The sequence below is a fragment of the Microcystis sp. M109S1 genome (assembly GCF_020247025.1).
In the GTDB taxonomy this organism is placed as follows: Bacteria; Cyanobacteriota; Cyanobacteriia; order Cyanobacteriales; family Microcystaceae; genus Microcystis.
Window position 1 is genome coordinate 1 of sequence record NZ_JADBRW010000232.1, and the last position, 13,189, is coordinate 13,189.

At 39.1% G+C, this 13,189-nt stretch carries 14 protein-coding genes and 1 tRNA gene; 5 read left to right on the forward strand and 10 right to left on the reverse strand.

Translation table 11 applies throughout. The annotated features are described in order from the left end of the window. Positions 1 to 377: 377 nt before the first annotated feature. From IM322_RS11615 to trmB, 3 genes are read right to left on the reverse strand one after another with little or no spacing between them, the layout of a single operon-like run. Entirely contained in the window at positions 378 to 1,178 is an 801-nt protein-coding gene (locus IM322_RS11615; RefSeq protein WP_287675725.1) for a tetratricopeptide repeat protein, read from the reverse strand. Between the two features lie 19 nt (positions 1,179 to 1,197). After that, positions 1,198 to 1,806 (reverse strand): hypothetical protein, encoded by a 609-nt coding sequence (locus IM322_RS11620; RefSeq protein WP_287675724.1) that lies wholly within the window; start codon positions 1,804 to 1,806, stop codon positions 1,198 to 1,200. 34 nt (positions 1,807 to 1,840) lie between these two features. Beyond that, entirely contained in the window at positions 1,841 to 2,476 is a 636-nt protein-coding gene (gene trmB / locus IM322_RS11625) for a tRNA (guanosine(46)-N7)-methyltransferase TrmB (protein ID WP_286825890.1), read from the reverse strand. 66 nt (positions 2,477 to 2,542) lie between these two features. Between trmB and IM322_RS11630 the strand changes: the two genes are divergently transcribed. The 3 genes from IM322_RS11630 to petG all read left to right on the forward strand — a co-directional run bounded on the left by IM322_RS11630 (position 2,543) and on the right by petG (position 4,615). Beyond that, on the forward strand, positions 2,543 to 3,679 hold the full coding sequence (locus IM322_RS11630; protein WP_287675726.1) for a metallophosphoesterase family protein: 1,137 nt from the start codon (positions 2,543 to 2,545) through the stop codon (positions 3,677 to 3,679). Positions 3,680 to 3,756: 77 nt separating this feature from the next. Beyond that, a complete protein-coding gene (locus tag IM322_RS11635; protein ID WP_287077857.1) occupies positions 3,757 to 4,242 on the forward strand; it encodes a hypothetical protein in 486 nt (161 codons plus the stop codon). 256 nt (positions 4,243 to 4,498) lie between these two features. Next, complete coding sequence (gene petG, locus IM322_RS11640) at positions 4,499 to 4,615, forward strand: cytochrome b6-f complex subunit V (protein ID WP_286825887.1); 117 nt, start codon at positions 4,499 to 4,501, stop codon at positions 4,613 to 4,615. 170 nt (positions 4,616 to 4,785) lie between these two features. Here the strand turns inward: petG and IM322_RS11645 are convergent, their stop codons facing one another. After that, entirely contained in the window at positions 4,786 to 5,337 is a 552-nt protein-coding gene (locus IM322_RS11645; protein ID WP_286825886.1) for a 1,2-dihydroxy-3-keto-5-methylthiopentene dioxygenase, read from the reverse strand. A 131-nt stretch (positions 5,338 to 5,468) separates the two neighbouring features. Here IM322_RS11645 and IM322_RS11650 point away from each other — a divergent pair. After that, positions 5,469 to 5,541, forward strand: a tRNA-Ala gene (locus IM322_RS11650). 41 nt (positions 5,542 to 5,582) lie between these two features. Here IM322_RS11650 and IM322_RS11655 read toward each other — a convergent pair. The 6 genes from IM322_RS11655 to IM322_RS11680 all read right to left on the reverse strand — a co-directional run bounded on the left by IM322_RS11655 (position 5,583) and on the right by IM322_RS11680 (position 13,042). Further along, a complete protein-coding gene (locus IM322_RS11655; RefSeq protein ID WP_287675723.1) occupies positions 5,583 to 7,808 on the reverse strand; it encodes a hypothetical protein in 2,226 nt (741 codons plus the stop codon). A 10-nt stretch (positions 7,809 to 7,818) separates the two neighbouring features. Next, complete coding sequence (locus tag IM322_RS11660) at positions 7,819 to 8,883, reverse strand: NAD-dependent epimerase/dehydratase family protein (protein WP_287675722.1); 1,065 nt, start codon at positions 8,881 to 8,883, stop codon at positions 7,819 to 7,821. A 58-nt stretch (positions 8,884 to 8,941) separates the two neighbouring features. Further along, positions 8,942 to 9,631 (reverse strand): class I SAM-dependent methyltransferase, encoded by a 690-nt coding sequence (locus tag IM322_RS11665; RefSeq protein ID WP_287675721.1) that lies wholly within the window; start codon positions 9,629 to 9,631, stop codon positions 8,942 to 8,944. 25 nt (positions 9,632 to 9,656) lie between these two features. Continuing rightward, on the reverse strand, positions 9,657 to 10,931 hold the full coding sequence (locus tag IM322_RS11670) for a glycosyltransferase (RefSeq protein ID WP_287675720.1): 1,275 nt from the start codon (positions 10,929 to 10,931) through the stop codon (positions 9,657 to 9,659). Positions 10,932 to 11,124: 193 nt separating this feature from the next. Further along, complete coding sequence (locus tag IM322_RS11675; RefSeq protein WP_287675719.1) at positions 11,125 to 12,192, reverse strand: NAD-dependent epimerase/dehydratase family protein; 1,068 nt, start codon at positions 12,190 to 12,192, stop codon at positions 11,125 to 11,127. Between the two features lie 70 nt (positions 12,193 to 12,262). Next, entirely contained in the window at positions 12,263 to 13,042 is a 780-nt protein-coding gene (locus IM322_RS11680) for a pantothenate kinase (protein WP_287675718.1), read from the reverse strand. A gap of 91 nt (positions 13,043 to 13,133) precedes the next feature. Between IM322_RS11680 and IM322_RS23325 the strand changes: the two genes are divergently transcribed. After that, on the forward strand, positions 13,134 to 13,189 hold a 56-nt coding region (locus IM322_RS23325), incomplete at its 3' end, for a helix-turn-helix domain-containing protein (RefSeq protein WP_072024880.1).

Consider the following 13,189-nt stretch of genomic DNA (forward strand, 5'->3'; position numbering starts at 1 on the left):
AAGAGAGATAGGCTTTTAGTGGCTTGGGAACAAGCTTTATCAATTTATTCATAATAAATATTGGCAGAGGATTAAAGATTAGTTATTGTGACTAACTCTTTTGGTTAGAGAAAGATAAACTTGAGAATCTTCAGTCAAATTTATTGACTCAAAATCCGCTGTACTTAATTTAAATGAAACAGCCCTACCCGTTGGGGGCGTGGCGCCGCCCCCAAACCCCCCGCGCATTAGGTTAACTGTGAGATGCTTACACGCGATTGTTCATATTTTTGTACTAATTTAAGAGTCACTGATCATTGCTGATTGTCGGTATTTCCGCAAATGTGAGATGCACCCGACTCTTAACCCCACCAACAAACTTTTTTAGTAAACCCTACCTAGTAGAGCAGAAATGTTAACTTTGCTTGGTATTCTTGGGTGAGGGGATGACTAAATCCCAAAATCTGAAATATGGCTAACATGGCTTTTCTTGCCCCATCCTGACGATATTTTCTACTTTTTCCCACCAGACCGATCAGTTGCTCTAAAGCGGCGGCATAATCTTCTTTTAATGCGGAATTAATCCCAGTAAAAAATATCGGATCGAGGGGATTATTTTCTGGTTTTAACTGTTGAAATTCTAGGAGAGTTTTCCAACCTTTGATCACGGGATTTTCTTCTTTAATAGCACTGATTAATCGGTAGGCATCTGACCATTTTTCTAGACGCATGAGAAATTTTACCGCCAGAATAATTAATCGCGGTTCGTTGGGATATTTAGGGAAAAGACGATCAAATAATTGTTTAGCTGCGGGCAAATTATCGAGAGCGATCGCTTCTTTTATTTCTGCTAATCCTGTTTCTAATTCCGATTTTAAATCGAGACGGGAAAATAAGTCTCTAATTTGTTCTTCTGGCAAAGCACCGACAAAACAGGGTAACACTTCTCCCTTGCTGACAATTCGCACATCGGGAACTCCTTCTACATCGTATTGTTCGGCTAATTCGGGATTTTTATCTATATCTATTTTGGCAAGGATAAAATTATATTCGCTTGCCAGTTTTTCTAGCATTGGTTTTACCAATTTACAGGGTCCACACCACAGAGCATAAAAGTCTAAAATCACTGTATTTAGATAGGATTTCTCAATCACTTCACTGTCAAAATTTGTCCCATCTACCTCGATAGAATATCCCATCTATTTCTCCTCTAATAACTTATTTTTCAGCTAGTTTTGTCTCACTTATCTCTTTTACCCAAAGGGCTAATCCTCCCCCTCGTCCCCGGGCTGCCATCATTGTTTCTGTGATCAGAAAATAGGCAAAAAATGCCTGTTTTTTGATACTTTCCTGATAAAAATTCGCTTCACTTACCTGCCCATTTCTAATAAAACCTGAATAGAGAGAGCGATTAAATAGGGTTAGGTTGAGCCGGGTAAAATCAAAGGCGAGAAGACGGGTTTTAGGAAAAAACTTAACTGGACCGCTTACAGATAGCTTTACTGCCCCTAAAACTATCTGATTGCTGACGCTTCCAGAGATAAATTCTCCCGGTTCTAAACTCTCATTTCTTTGGTAAGAGATGGTAATTTTTAACCAGGACGGTAGATAGCGACCCTTACCCAAAACAATTCCCGCTCTCTTTTTAGCTTTTTGAGTTCCCGTGATAAAGTATAATCGCCAAGTACCGACTAAAGCCTCAAAAGTCAGATTTTCTTTAGTTTTTTTAGTGTTTTTTTCTTTTGTTAAGAGAAATTCTAGCAATTGAGAGACAGGGGGGCGATTATTATCCTCAAGTATTAGGGGTGAGTCGAGATTTCTAACCATGATTTGCAACAGTGCCAAGATATTTTAGCTGAAGCTACCGAACTCGAAAAAGCGAGCGATAAACCGGTTGACCCTTATTATAAGTGGACTTTTCCCTCTCCGTCGGTACGGGGAAAATATTTTCCTCTAACCAGGGGGTTTGATGTTGCCGAACAAAATTGGGATGTGCTTGAAATCTCTCGGTCATTTCCAGGGCGATCGATTCCACATCCGACTGTAAAAAAACCCAGCCCCCAGCTACCATATACTTAGCCAAAGCTATGACTAATTCTGGCTGCACAACCCGACGCTTGCTGTGACGCTGTTTAAACCAAGGATCGGGAAATTGAATCGACACCCAAAATAACTTATCTGCGGGCAAAGATTGCAGTAAAATTTCTGGGGCAACATTCATATTGCCAAAAACAAAAGCGAGATTACTTAATCCTAACCTTTCCCGTTCCTGATTGGCTTCAATTACCAAAGGTTGACGAATTTCAATGCCCAAAAAATTAATTTCTGGCTCTACTTGGGCCATTTGTAACAAAAATTTACCCCGCGCACAACCAATGTCAAGATGGAGAGGTTGCGTCATATCCTGATAAACTTGATTCCAATCGGGGGGAGCGATCGGATGGCGATATTTATGACTTAAGGGATTGACGTGCTGACGAACGCGAACTTTAGCCAAAGATATTTTCTCCTCTATTTCTCCTCGATCGATCTAGTTTACCGATATTTAGCCCAATTTAATGCGATGAATTTCCGTTTCGCCATTCTCAGCGATCCTCATATCGCTTTACCCACAACCATTTTGAACCATTCTAATCGCTTTCATCTGGTGGAAGTGAGTATTCCTGCTTTAAAAATTGTTTTAGACCATCTCATCACCCTTAACCTCGATTTTCTGCTGATTGCTGGCGATTTAACCCAAGATGGTGAACCAGAAAATCATCGTTGGTTAGCCGATTGTTTAGCTACTTTACCCTTCCCCGTCTATGTGGTGCCGGGTAATCATGATGTTTTGAGTTTAACCGCAACAGAAAACCAGATCGGTTTAGCAGATTTTCCCTTTTATTATCAACAATTTGGTTACAGCCATCCCGAACAAATATACTACCAAAAAGAAATTTTACCCGGAGTGCAATTAATCGGTCTTAATTCCAATCAATTTGATGACCAAGGTAAACAAATTGGCAGTTTAGATGCAGAACAATTGCATTGGTTAAAACAGACTTTACCCGCGCTAAAAAACGATCTAGTGATGGTGATGATCCATCATAACGTTATCGAGCATTTACCCGGACAAAGCAATCATGAATTAGGTAAACGCTATATGTTGGCTAATGCGGTAGAACTGCTCGATATACTACAGGAAAACGGCGTAAAATTGTTGATTACTGGCCATCTCCACGTGCAAGATCTGGCTTTTACTAGAGGTATCTATGAAATTACCACCGGTTCCCTCGTCAGTTATCCCCATCCCTACCGGGTGCTAGAATATTGCGAAAACACAGGAGAATTAGCCATAGAATCCTTTCATCTGCAAAATATACCGGGATGGGAGAATTTACCCGCTATTTCTCGGCAATGGTTAGGCGATCGCTCTTATCCTTTTATGATGCGTTTGTTAACCTGCCATCCCCTCAATCTTCCCGTGAGTCTAGCGGAGGAATTAGCCCCGAAATTACGAAATTTTTGGGCAGATGTGGCCAAAGGTGACACAATCTTCGATTTTAGCGATTTTCCGCCCCTAGCACGCCGTTATTTTGACGCTTTCAGTGCCATCGATCCCCTCGGTAATCCTCATTTTATCGACAATCAAGCCGTAATTAGTTTCAAGCATCAGTTCAGTTATCGGCGATCAAACTTGCTGGTGGAGATCAGAGAATAGCTGCAACAAATAATTCACTATAGCTTATAGTTATGGTACGCAGCCGCTATCTTGGCAGAAAATATCAAAAAAAATCAATGGAAGCAATTAAAAAGGAATTGAAAAAAATCGGTTCTCTTGCCCTGTTTTTTTTCTTGGCTTTCGGTTATATTCTTCTGATCATGAAATTATTTCTGGAAGAGTATTCGATTACTACCTACGTTTTGGGTAAAGCGATCTTAGGAGCGATCATTGCCGCAAAAACCGTGGCAATTCTCGACGCAGCCATGAAGCTAGAATGGTTAGAAAATCGACCCCGTTACGTTAGTGTTCTGTATCGAACCTTTGTTTATACCCTAGCAGCACTGATTCTCGGCTCGATCGAGGGTTTTCTGGAAGCTTATCGGGGAACGCGGGTGATTTCGGAGGCAATGGCCAAATTTTGGCAAAGGGAAAGTTTCTCTCAAATCCTTGCGGTTACTCTCTGTCTAGCAGTGGTTTTTTTTCTCCACAATCTCTGGCAAGAAATCGATCGCTATTGGGGTAAAGGCACATTGAGAAAATTTTTTCTCGGTCGCTCCTAGAGTACAGCAGTTATCTTAATGGTGAGATAGGAAGTTTTCCTTTTGGGGAGTCGGGAGACTCCGAGACAGGAGACAGTCTTGAATCAGTTATCAGATATGAGTTTTCAGTTCACTGATTACTGATTACTGTTCACTGTTCACTGAAAATACACCCCACACCCCACTTAAGAAGTATGTGCGATCGCCCTATCTTTCGCGGGCGACCCCTGCTAGGATAAAATACGGGTGAAAAATTGCTAATCCAAGGAGTACAGACGTGATTGAACCTTTAGTGCTAGGGATTACCCTAGGCTTAATTCCCATTACCCTAGCGGGTTTGTTCGTTGCCGCCTATTTACAGTACAAACGGGGCAATCAATTAGGCTTAGACTAAATCTATCAGGCCAATCCCCCGAATTGAGACAATCTCCCGTCAAGCTAGGCACTAGACGGGAGATTTTTCAACAGGACAGATTTGCCGCTTAACAGATTGTTGCTGCCGGCGTTGCCATCCCTGCAAAACTCATCTGTCTTATGGGGAGAGCGCTCGCCTGAAACCAAAGGCTACAGGGCTGTTAAACTAGGAAAACGAATGACAGTTTCCGTATATTCGGGAACCCATCCGGCGGTACTGGTGAAGTAACGCACTGCTTTAACTCGTTTACTGGCAGTGAGGTGAAACCAGTGTTCGCTCTGGGCGGGAACATTGATATATTCTTGAGGTTGAATAGTTAATTCCCCCTGAGAACCATCGGCAAAGACAAAGCCAAAAACCCCTTCTCCATCAATGATATAACGCACCTCATCGTCGGCGTGGGTGTGACAGCGCTCGAACTTTGCCAGTAAAGTGTCGAGATTGGGAATTTCAGGGTGCAAAACGATTAAATCTCTAGCTTGATAACCCGCTTCTTGCTTTAGTTGCTTAAAATAACCGTCTAAGCTGGTTAAAACTATTTCTTTTTCTTCATCAGTGAGAGAAGCTTGTTTAAGTAGCTGACGGGTGGCTTCGTTTTCGATCGGCCAATAGTTTAAAGTGACATTTAATTTGGCCAATTCCAGACTAATATCGGCTAACTGGGTATAGGTTGTCCCATTCTCTAAGCGTAGTATCGCCATTAATTATCATCCTCAAGATTACTTTTTCCATTTTAAAGTTTTCCAGAGAGAAGCCGCTCGATTTTTTGCCCCTCGCTCCCTTGCCAGTTCCTAGTATTTTCTGCTCAAAAATGCTATTATGGTCTATATATGGGGAATTAGCTCAGTTGGTAGAGCGCTGCGATCGCACCGCAGAGGTCAGGGATTCGAGTTCCCTATTCTCCATTTTCCAGAGATATTAACCGCTTTTCAAGGTTCAAGAAAGATTATGAACCAGTGTCAACTTCCCAAAAAGGCGTTACTTTTATTTCTGGGGAGAATAGCAGAGGATTACTGACAGAAAAGCTAAAAGATTTGACTTGTGGTGGTAATTTTCCTTGAAAAAATGCCATTAATTCCTGATCATTTCTTGGTAGGTGACTAAGTATAACTCCATTAGCTGAATTGTCTTGAAGAAAGCGAAAATTGGCTTGAGTTCCATCGAGATAATTAACGTTAATTATCACGGGAGGGATTCTAAATATTTTTTTGATTATTTTACCCAACCAAGAATATTCAAATTTAACTTGAACACGAGTAATCCCACTATTACGAGTAGGTAATTCATAGACTTGATCCCAAGTAATATTAGTGGTCTCTCCTAGAGAAGTTGGACTGCAACGACTGACTTTTTGTTTTTCTAGAAGATAAAAGTTGGTTTTGATTGCGGGGATTTGGAAGGGGGAATTTACCGAGTCAAGTTGATAATTACAAACCACATAGGAAAAGGCTTTAGGTTCATCAAAAAAAGGATGTCTGCCATCAATAGCTTGAAAGTGATAAATCAGATAATCTCTGGGAGACTGAGATAAGCTTTGATAATTTAGTTCATCCAGTTTTTCTGTATAAGCAGAATAGGATTGAATAATCGGCCTCGGTTTCCAATTAAGCTGATTGCCCGGAATAAGTGAAAATTCCCAGGGAATTATATCAATAGTTTTGCCTTGCACTTTTTCCAGCACAGAATCGGGTATTTTGGTAGCGGCAGCAATGACTTGTAAATTTTTAGTTGTACTCCTTTCACCTCGCATTTTTAATTCTGTGGGATTAAGCATAGAGGAAATGACAACCCCGATATTATTAACCACTCTATCGGGACTGAAATTACTCCACTGGCGAGCATTTTCCAGTATGGTTGAATTAGGACTAGAGGTGATAATAATACATCCCAAAAAAATTATTCCCCAAGCACAATAGGCAATTTTCTTCAACCGAGATTTTTTAATAATTGTTGTATAGAGAGAAGCTAAGAGAATAACCACAAGTGTAAAAACAACAACGTGAGCATCTTGCCTAACAAATCCATGCTTAAATGATAAAAATATAGGGGAAATATAGGCAATAGCGAGACTAGGTTTTTGGTCTATAATTGCCAGAGACATTAAAAGCAAACTTAAGGCAAAGCAGAGCAAGGCAATTAGTAACTGCGGGTAATTTCCTACAATACTCATCCCACTGGAATAACCAGAAGAAATTTGCCAAGAATTGCTCAAATATCCCAGGAGAGAGGGAAAATTATTTAGATTAATTGTTTGGAGGAGAAGTAACCCATAAAGCCCATAAAATACCAACAGAGGTAAGAAGTTAGGTAAGTGGTTCTGATTAAATAGAAGATAGATGCTGCCCTTGATCCCCCTTGCCTCTCTTAATAAGGGGGGTGCCGATAGTCGGGCAGCTCTGACAATAAACCAGAGAGTTAAAGCCACTCCTCCAGCAATGCAAAGATTAACTATAATGTGAATAAAGGCTCGGTTAGAGGCAGCTGGATAGAGAAAAATAAAGGCAATAGAAGGAATGCTTAAAGTTAAGTTGATACCAGCGAGAACATTTTTTATAACTATCGATGCTGACTTTTGAAAATATCCCCGAACAATATTAACAAATATGTAGATAAACAGGCTGCCTGCTAGATAAATTCCTAAAGTTAGTTTGGTGAGTATAGAGAACCCGGTGATGATCCCAATAGCTATAGCCAAATAATTGATGTACTTTTGAAAAAAGTTATCAAAAGACATGAGTATCAGGAGGATAAATATCATCTGATAATCAGCAGTAAAGCCGATACTGTTGTAGGGATTTCCTACTAGGGTAGCAAAAATAATTGACAGCACAAAAACTATTTGATTGCTATAGTCCTTAATAAATAATAATCTGAGAATAACCACCGCTAATAGACAAAGGTGTATCAACCAGCGAAAATAGATAATTTGGGAAAAGTTGTGATTTAAAGATGTGCCATGAATCAGATAGCCTAGGGGTCCGTAGGTGAAGATAATATCTTTACCAAAAATTAACTGTTTATGAGCAGCATCACTAATGGCAAAAGCCCAAGAATAATCTAAACCAATGTTTAACCAATCAATAATAGGCAAATTTGCCAGAAAAAAGTAGGCGGTAATGATAATTAGTATTCCCTTGACGACTACAGGTGATTTGATAGATTTTTTCTGCATAATTGTTCAGTTAAAAAATACCTTTTAATTCCTTTTCATAGGTGTGAATCCAATCAAAAATATCTTGGATTAATTTTCTACCGTCTCGCTGGGGTTGCCATCCAGTTATAGAACTGATTTTGCGAGAATCAGTGATAAAAATTGGCATATCTCCAGTGCGGTTTTCGGGAACTGCCTTAATCATTATACTATTGCCCGTGATTTCTTGACATAGTTTTGTAGTTTCATAAAGGGACAAGGAAAAATCTTGCCCACCCCCCACATTAAAAGTCTGCCCTTTGAATTGTGCTAAATTAGCAATCTGAATATCGATTAAATCGAGTAAATCAGCTACATGAAGAAAATCTCTAACCTGTTTCCCCGTACCCCCATAACCGATATATTTTAAGGACTTCTGAAAGTAATGATTAGCCACCCAAAGGGCAAAAACTCCCTGATCAACTTTTCCCATCTGCCAAGGACCGGTTAAAACTCCACAGCGATTAATTAAAGTTCTTAATCCGTAGGCATCCCCATATTCATTAATAATCAATTCCGATGCTAACTTAGTGGAACCGTAGAGAGAACGGGGTAAATCTAAGGGAAATTGTTCACTGATACCAAAAGCAGAAACTCCGGGTAAATCTTGCTGTTCAGATAACTGAAAACGAGTATCTGTTTCTGTATAGTTTAATTGATTAAGATAGGCAATGGGATAAACTCTGCTGGTGGAGAGAAAAATAAAATCTGCTTGGGTTTGTCTAGCTAATTCTAAACAGTTAATCGTTCCAATTAAGTTGGTTTGCAAAACATAGCCAGGGGAAGTATAACCAGCTAAAACGGAAGGTTCTGCCGAACATTCTAGGATTAAATCCACTGGCAAAGCGGATGCTTCTAAGTCTTCCGCATTTCTGACATCTCCATGAACAAATTCAATTCCCGCTTGTTTGAGACGGGGAATATTTAATTCAGAACCGCGACGTTTTAAGTTATCTAAAGCGATAATTTTCCAGTCGGGATAGAGTTGGGCTAATCCCAAACCTAAAGAACTGCCCACAAAACCCGTACCACCAGTAATTAACACTTGCCTAGTCATAATTGTACAATCTTGATTAGTATTTATAGTTTACTTTGAATCACTGTATTGTCAGTAATTATCTAGGTTTGGTGGCTTTGACAAATAGCTGCCCACCCAAGAAATTCCAGAAAATAGGAAATTTTAAATAAATTTTGAGTAAGGTGGGTGAAGCGGGTCTTCCTTTCGTAGAAAATGGTAGAAAACGAGGAATTAAAGTATCGATCCTAAAACCAATTGTTTCCAATAACTCCTTTAAAGAAAGGTGAGTTATAGGTAGTTTATGATCGATAAAATCATAGTATTCTTTATAAGAATACTTAAAATTAGGTTGAATCACTAGAAGTGATCCGCCCGGTGTTAAAATGTCATAACAAAATCCCAAAACTTCGATTAATTCTTCCGCGCTATTTAAATGCTCGAAAAAGTTGGAGATAAAAATTTTATCAAATATGATATCAAGTTTTTGCTGCTCATTAATACTGAGAATATTGAGATTCAATACTGTTACATCAGGATTAGCAAAAACTTTTGCATCAGGATTAAGATCGATTAAGTATTTATTTTTAGAACGAATTTGGTTAATAAATTCACAGTAACCTCCACCAATGTCTAAAACTGTATCATTGACAGTAACATGATTTTGTAAAAAATTATTAACCAAAACTTTCCAAAGAGCTAATTTTGCTTTTCTTTCTTGAGGATTAAAGCGACTTTCGTAAAGTCTCTTTAAGTATTCCATTTGTCGGGTTACTTGCTCGTCTAACATGGTTTTAACCTCTGATATTTATTGTTTACTTTTGTCTGATTTTTTGGACAGGTTTGCGCTTATAGTCGCCTCTAGAAAGGTGTTTTTCTAACCAGATAGAGAGAACTATAAATAAATAACGACTGCCCATTTCCTTGATTTTTAACTTGGAAATCCCCGTGGTACGATTGCGCCAAGTGATGGGAATTGTCGTGTAGGAATATCCTCGCACGATTGCTTTTAAGGGCATCTCTACTGTTAAGTTAAAATGGTGAGACAGTAGAGGTGAGATTCCTTCGATAACCTCCTTACGATAGATTTTAAAGGCGTTAGTGGTATCATTAAATTTTAGCCCAAATAAAACTTGAATGAATAGATTAGCCAAACGATTAATGAATAACTTGTGAATGGGATAATCAATAACTTTTCCTCCTTTGATAAAACGAGAACCAAAAACGCAATCGTAGCCCTCTTGCAGTTTATAATAATAGTCCACCATGTTATCGGGAGAGTCGGAATTATCTGCCATTACTACTGCCACTGCATCACCGCTAAAATTTTCTAATCCACAGCGCACCGCAAAACCAAACCCGTTGGGATAATAGTTATTGACGTAGCGAATCCGAGGATTTTCTTGGTTGATTTTTTGCAGAACTGCTTCGGTGTTATCTTTGCTATTGTCATTAACAACTAGGATTTCATAATCAATTCTATCCTCTTTTAAACGTTCAGATATTAAGTTAGTGGTGCTTTCGATGCAATCTTCTTCGTTGTAAGCAGGGATAATTATTGATAGGGTTTTTACTGCATAGTTATCCCTTGATTGACGTGGGTGAGAGTAACCGTCCATCTCGAAAGCTGGTGCTAATCCTTCGGGATAGTACATTTCTGTCTCATTAGTCTTATTCTTGGGTTTAAAAATTAGGCTATCACTGGCAACATAATTAATACTAGCTCCCAGTAAAACCCCAATCATTGTGTTAACTCCGGGGCTAATTCCTAACCAGTTTAAGAAGGGAAATATCAAAAAAACTCGCAGTAAAACTGCTAAACCTGCCGAGAGATGATAGAGAGGAAGTTGTATCAAAATCACATCTCTAATTGTCCAATCTCCCCCAGTCCACACCCAGATTCTATAGATAAAGAAACTAGCAATTAAAGATATTTCTATCGAAATGACATTAGCAACATTCTTCAGAAATGGTGTATTAAATCCCAAGTCATCAATGAACCAATAAATTAAGAATAAGTTGATTAGAAATGCCACTCCCCCAGCAATGAGAAATCGGAAAATTTTATTGTTGTAGATTTTAGTTAACATAATAGTCTCTTAAAACATGATCTGGTTTAGTTTTTCTAGGTCAATATTGCTCTATTAATAACATCATTAATCTCCTCTGGTTAAATAATTGACAGATTCCCTCAATTACTAGCAGTATATTTGTCTAAAAATCACTTTTGTAACGAGGGAAAACTAGCAGATAAAAATTGACCAGAATAATTCTTGATTTACCCTAAGTCCAACGGCTAACGTTTTGACTAAAAATCTCTTTGAGAATATCTGTTACTGTGTAGGTTAACTGCCAATCAGGATAATGATTTTTAAACTTACTCACATCAGAAATCCACCAGATATGATCACCAATACGATTAGTCTCTACATACTGCCAGTTTAACTTTTTATCCGCAATCGCTTCACATTCTTGAATAGCTTCTAACATAGAACAATTGCTAAAGCGACTACCACCGATATTATAAACTTCTGCTACTCGCGGGTCCTGATAAAAATGATAGAAAGCATTGACGAGATCGTAACTATGAATATTATCGCGTACCTGCTTACCCTTATACCCATAAATACTGTATTCTTTGCCGATCATCGTACATTTCATTAAGTAGGATAAAAACCCGTGTAATTGGGTTCCCGAATGACTTGGACCGGTTAAACAACCGCCGCGAAAAGAGGCAGTTTTCATCTCAAAATAACGACCGTATTCCTGTACTAATACATCCGCCGCCACTTTCGAGGCACCAAACAAAGAATGTTTACAAGCATCAATACTCATCAACTCGTCAATACCTTGAGCAAAATAAGGATGATTTTCCGAGATTTCCCAACGTAATTCTTTTTCTACTAAAGGCAATTCATTCGGTCTATCCCCGTAAACTTTATTGGTGGAACAGAAAATAAATACTGCTTGGGGACATTGTTGACGAGTATTTTCTAATAATACTAAAGTTCCGTTAGCATTGACACTAAAATCCATATAGGGATCCTTAGCTGCCCAATCGTGGGAAGGTTGCGCCGCCGTGTGGATAATTAAGGATATATCATGACTATAGGTTTTAAATATAGCTGCAATAGCTTCATGATCGCGAATATCTACAGCGTGGTGAATGTATTTATCCCCGTAATCTTGGGATAATTTGGCTCGATTCCACTCCGTTGAAGCGTCTTCGCCAAAAAATACCTGACGCATATTATTATCAATACCAACGACGGTATAACCCCGATCACAAAAAAATCTTACTGATTCGGAACCAATTAAACCAGCAGAACCGGTTACTAGAACGATCGCCATAACTATATCCTGAATTTTGTGCCTAGTTGCTGAGAAATTTCCCCAGTTGAGAAAACTTTCCCCGACTCTACTAGATAGGTTCCCCTTTGTCAATTAAATAGTAGGGGATTCCCTTAACTGCGGCAATTCCCTCAAAAATTATCGTCCTATCCACTAGGGGTGATTTAATGGCGTTTTCTTGCCAGTAATCCCTAATTAAGTCCCCATCTCCCCCTGTTAAAATTATCCCGCTCTCTGGATATAAATTTAACCATTCCTGACTGAATTTTTCTATTCCCGCCAAAATTGTATAAATTATCCCACTTCTTATCCCTTCTGCTGTTTCTTTTGCCCACATCTGGGGTAATCTTTCCGGTAAGGACACCTCTGGTAAGGCTGCCGTCCGTTCCCTTAAACTGGCTAATTGCACCTTGAACCCGGGTAAAATTGCCCCCCCCACTAGCTTTTTATCCCTATCCACTCCCGTAAAAGTTAAGGCTGTTCCCGCATCGATTACTAAACAGGGAAATCCGTATTTTTTTCCCGCACCCAATACAGCTAAAGCTCGATCGATGCCGAATGTTGGATATAAATCCAGTAAAGGAATATTTTTTAAAGTAATTATCCGTAAATTGCCATAATTTACCCATAATTCTCTTTGGCTAGGAACCACGGAGGCGACAATCAATGCACATTCACATTTATTTGTCAAGAGTTTAGGGAAAATTTGTTGCAAAAATTCATTACTTAAGGGTTCCCTCAGGTGGGGAGTATCGAGACAAGCTAACAGGGTTTGACCGCGAAAATACCCCCAATGTAGCCGAGAATTGCCGATCATCAAACCTATCCAGTCAGTATCTTGCTCAGTCATCGAAAATTTTGGGTCTGAAACCCCGTCGTTCTACGACGGCTTTACCGTTAAATACTAGCGCATTTACCAAATATATGCTAAAATGTGAGACATGGAAAAAGCCTATTCGTTTCGATTTTACCCCACACCAGAACAAGAGTCGCTATT

Coding starts and splice junctions, on each gene's coding strand:
- IM322_RS11665 (WP_287675721.1), bottom strand. CDS start 9,631: ATGTTAGACGAGCAAGTAACCCGACAAATGGAATACTTAAAGAGACTT.
- IM322_RS11655 (WP_287675723.1), bottom strand. CDS start 7,808: ATGCAGAAAAAATCTATCAAATCACCTGTAGTCGTCAAGGGAATACTA.
- IM322_RS11620 (WP_287675724.1), bottom strand. CDS start 1,806: ATGGTTAGAAATCTCGACTCACCCCTAATACTTGAGGATAATAATCGC.
- IM322_RS11660 (WP_287675722.1), bottom strand. CDS start 8,883: ATGACTAGGCAAGTGTTAATTACTGGTGGTACGGGTTTTGTGGGCAGT.
- IM322_RS11670 (WP_287675720.1), bottom strand. CDS start 10,931: ATGTTAACTAAAATCTACAACAATAAAATTTTCCGATTTCTCATTGCT.
- IM322_RS11630 (WP_287675726.1), top strand. CDS start 2,543: ATGAATTTCCGTTTCGCCATTCTCAGCGATCCTCATATCGCTTTACCC.
- IM322_RS11645 (WP_286825886.1), bottom strand. CDS start 5,337: ATGGCGATACTACGCTTAGAGAATGGGACAACCTATACCCAGTTAGCC.
- IM322_RS11615 (WP_287675725.1), bottom strand. CDS start 1,178: ATGGGATATTCTATCGAGGTAGATGGGACAAATTTTGACAGTGAAGTG.
- IM322_RS11635 (WP_287077857.1), top strand. CDS start 3,757: ATGGAAGCAATTAAAAAGGAATTGAAAAAAATCGGTTCTCTTGCCCTG.
- IM322_RS11680 (WP_287675718.1), bottom strand. CDS start 13,042: ATGACTGAGCAAGATACTGACTGGATAGGTTTGATGATCGGCAATTCT.
- IM322_RS11675 (WP_287675719.1), bottom strand. CDS start 12,192: ATGGCGATCGTTCTAGTAACCGGTTCTGCTGGTTTAATTGGTTCCGAA.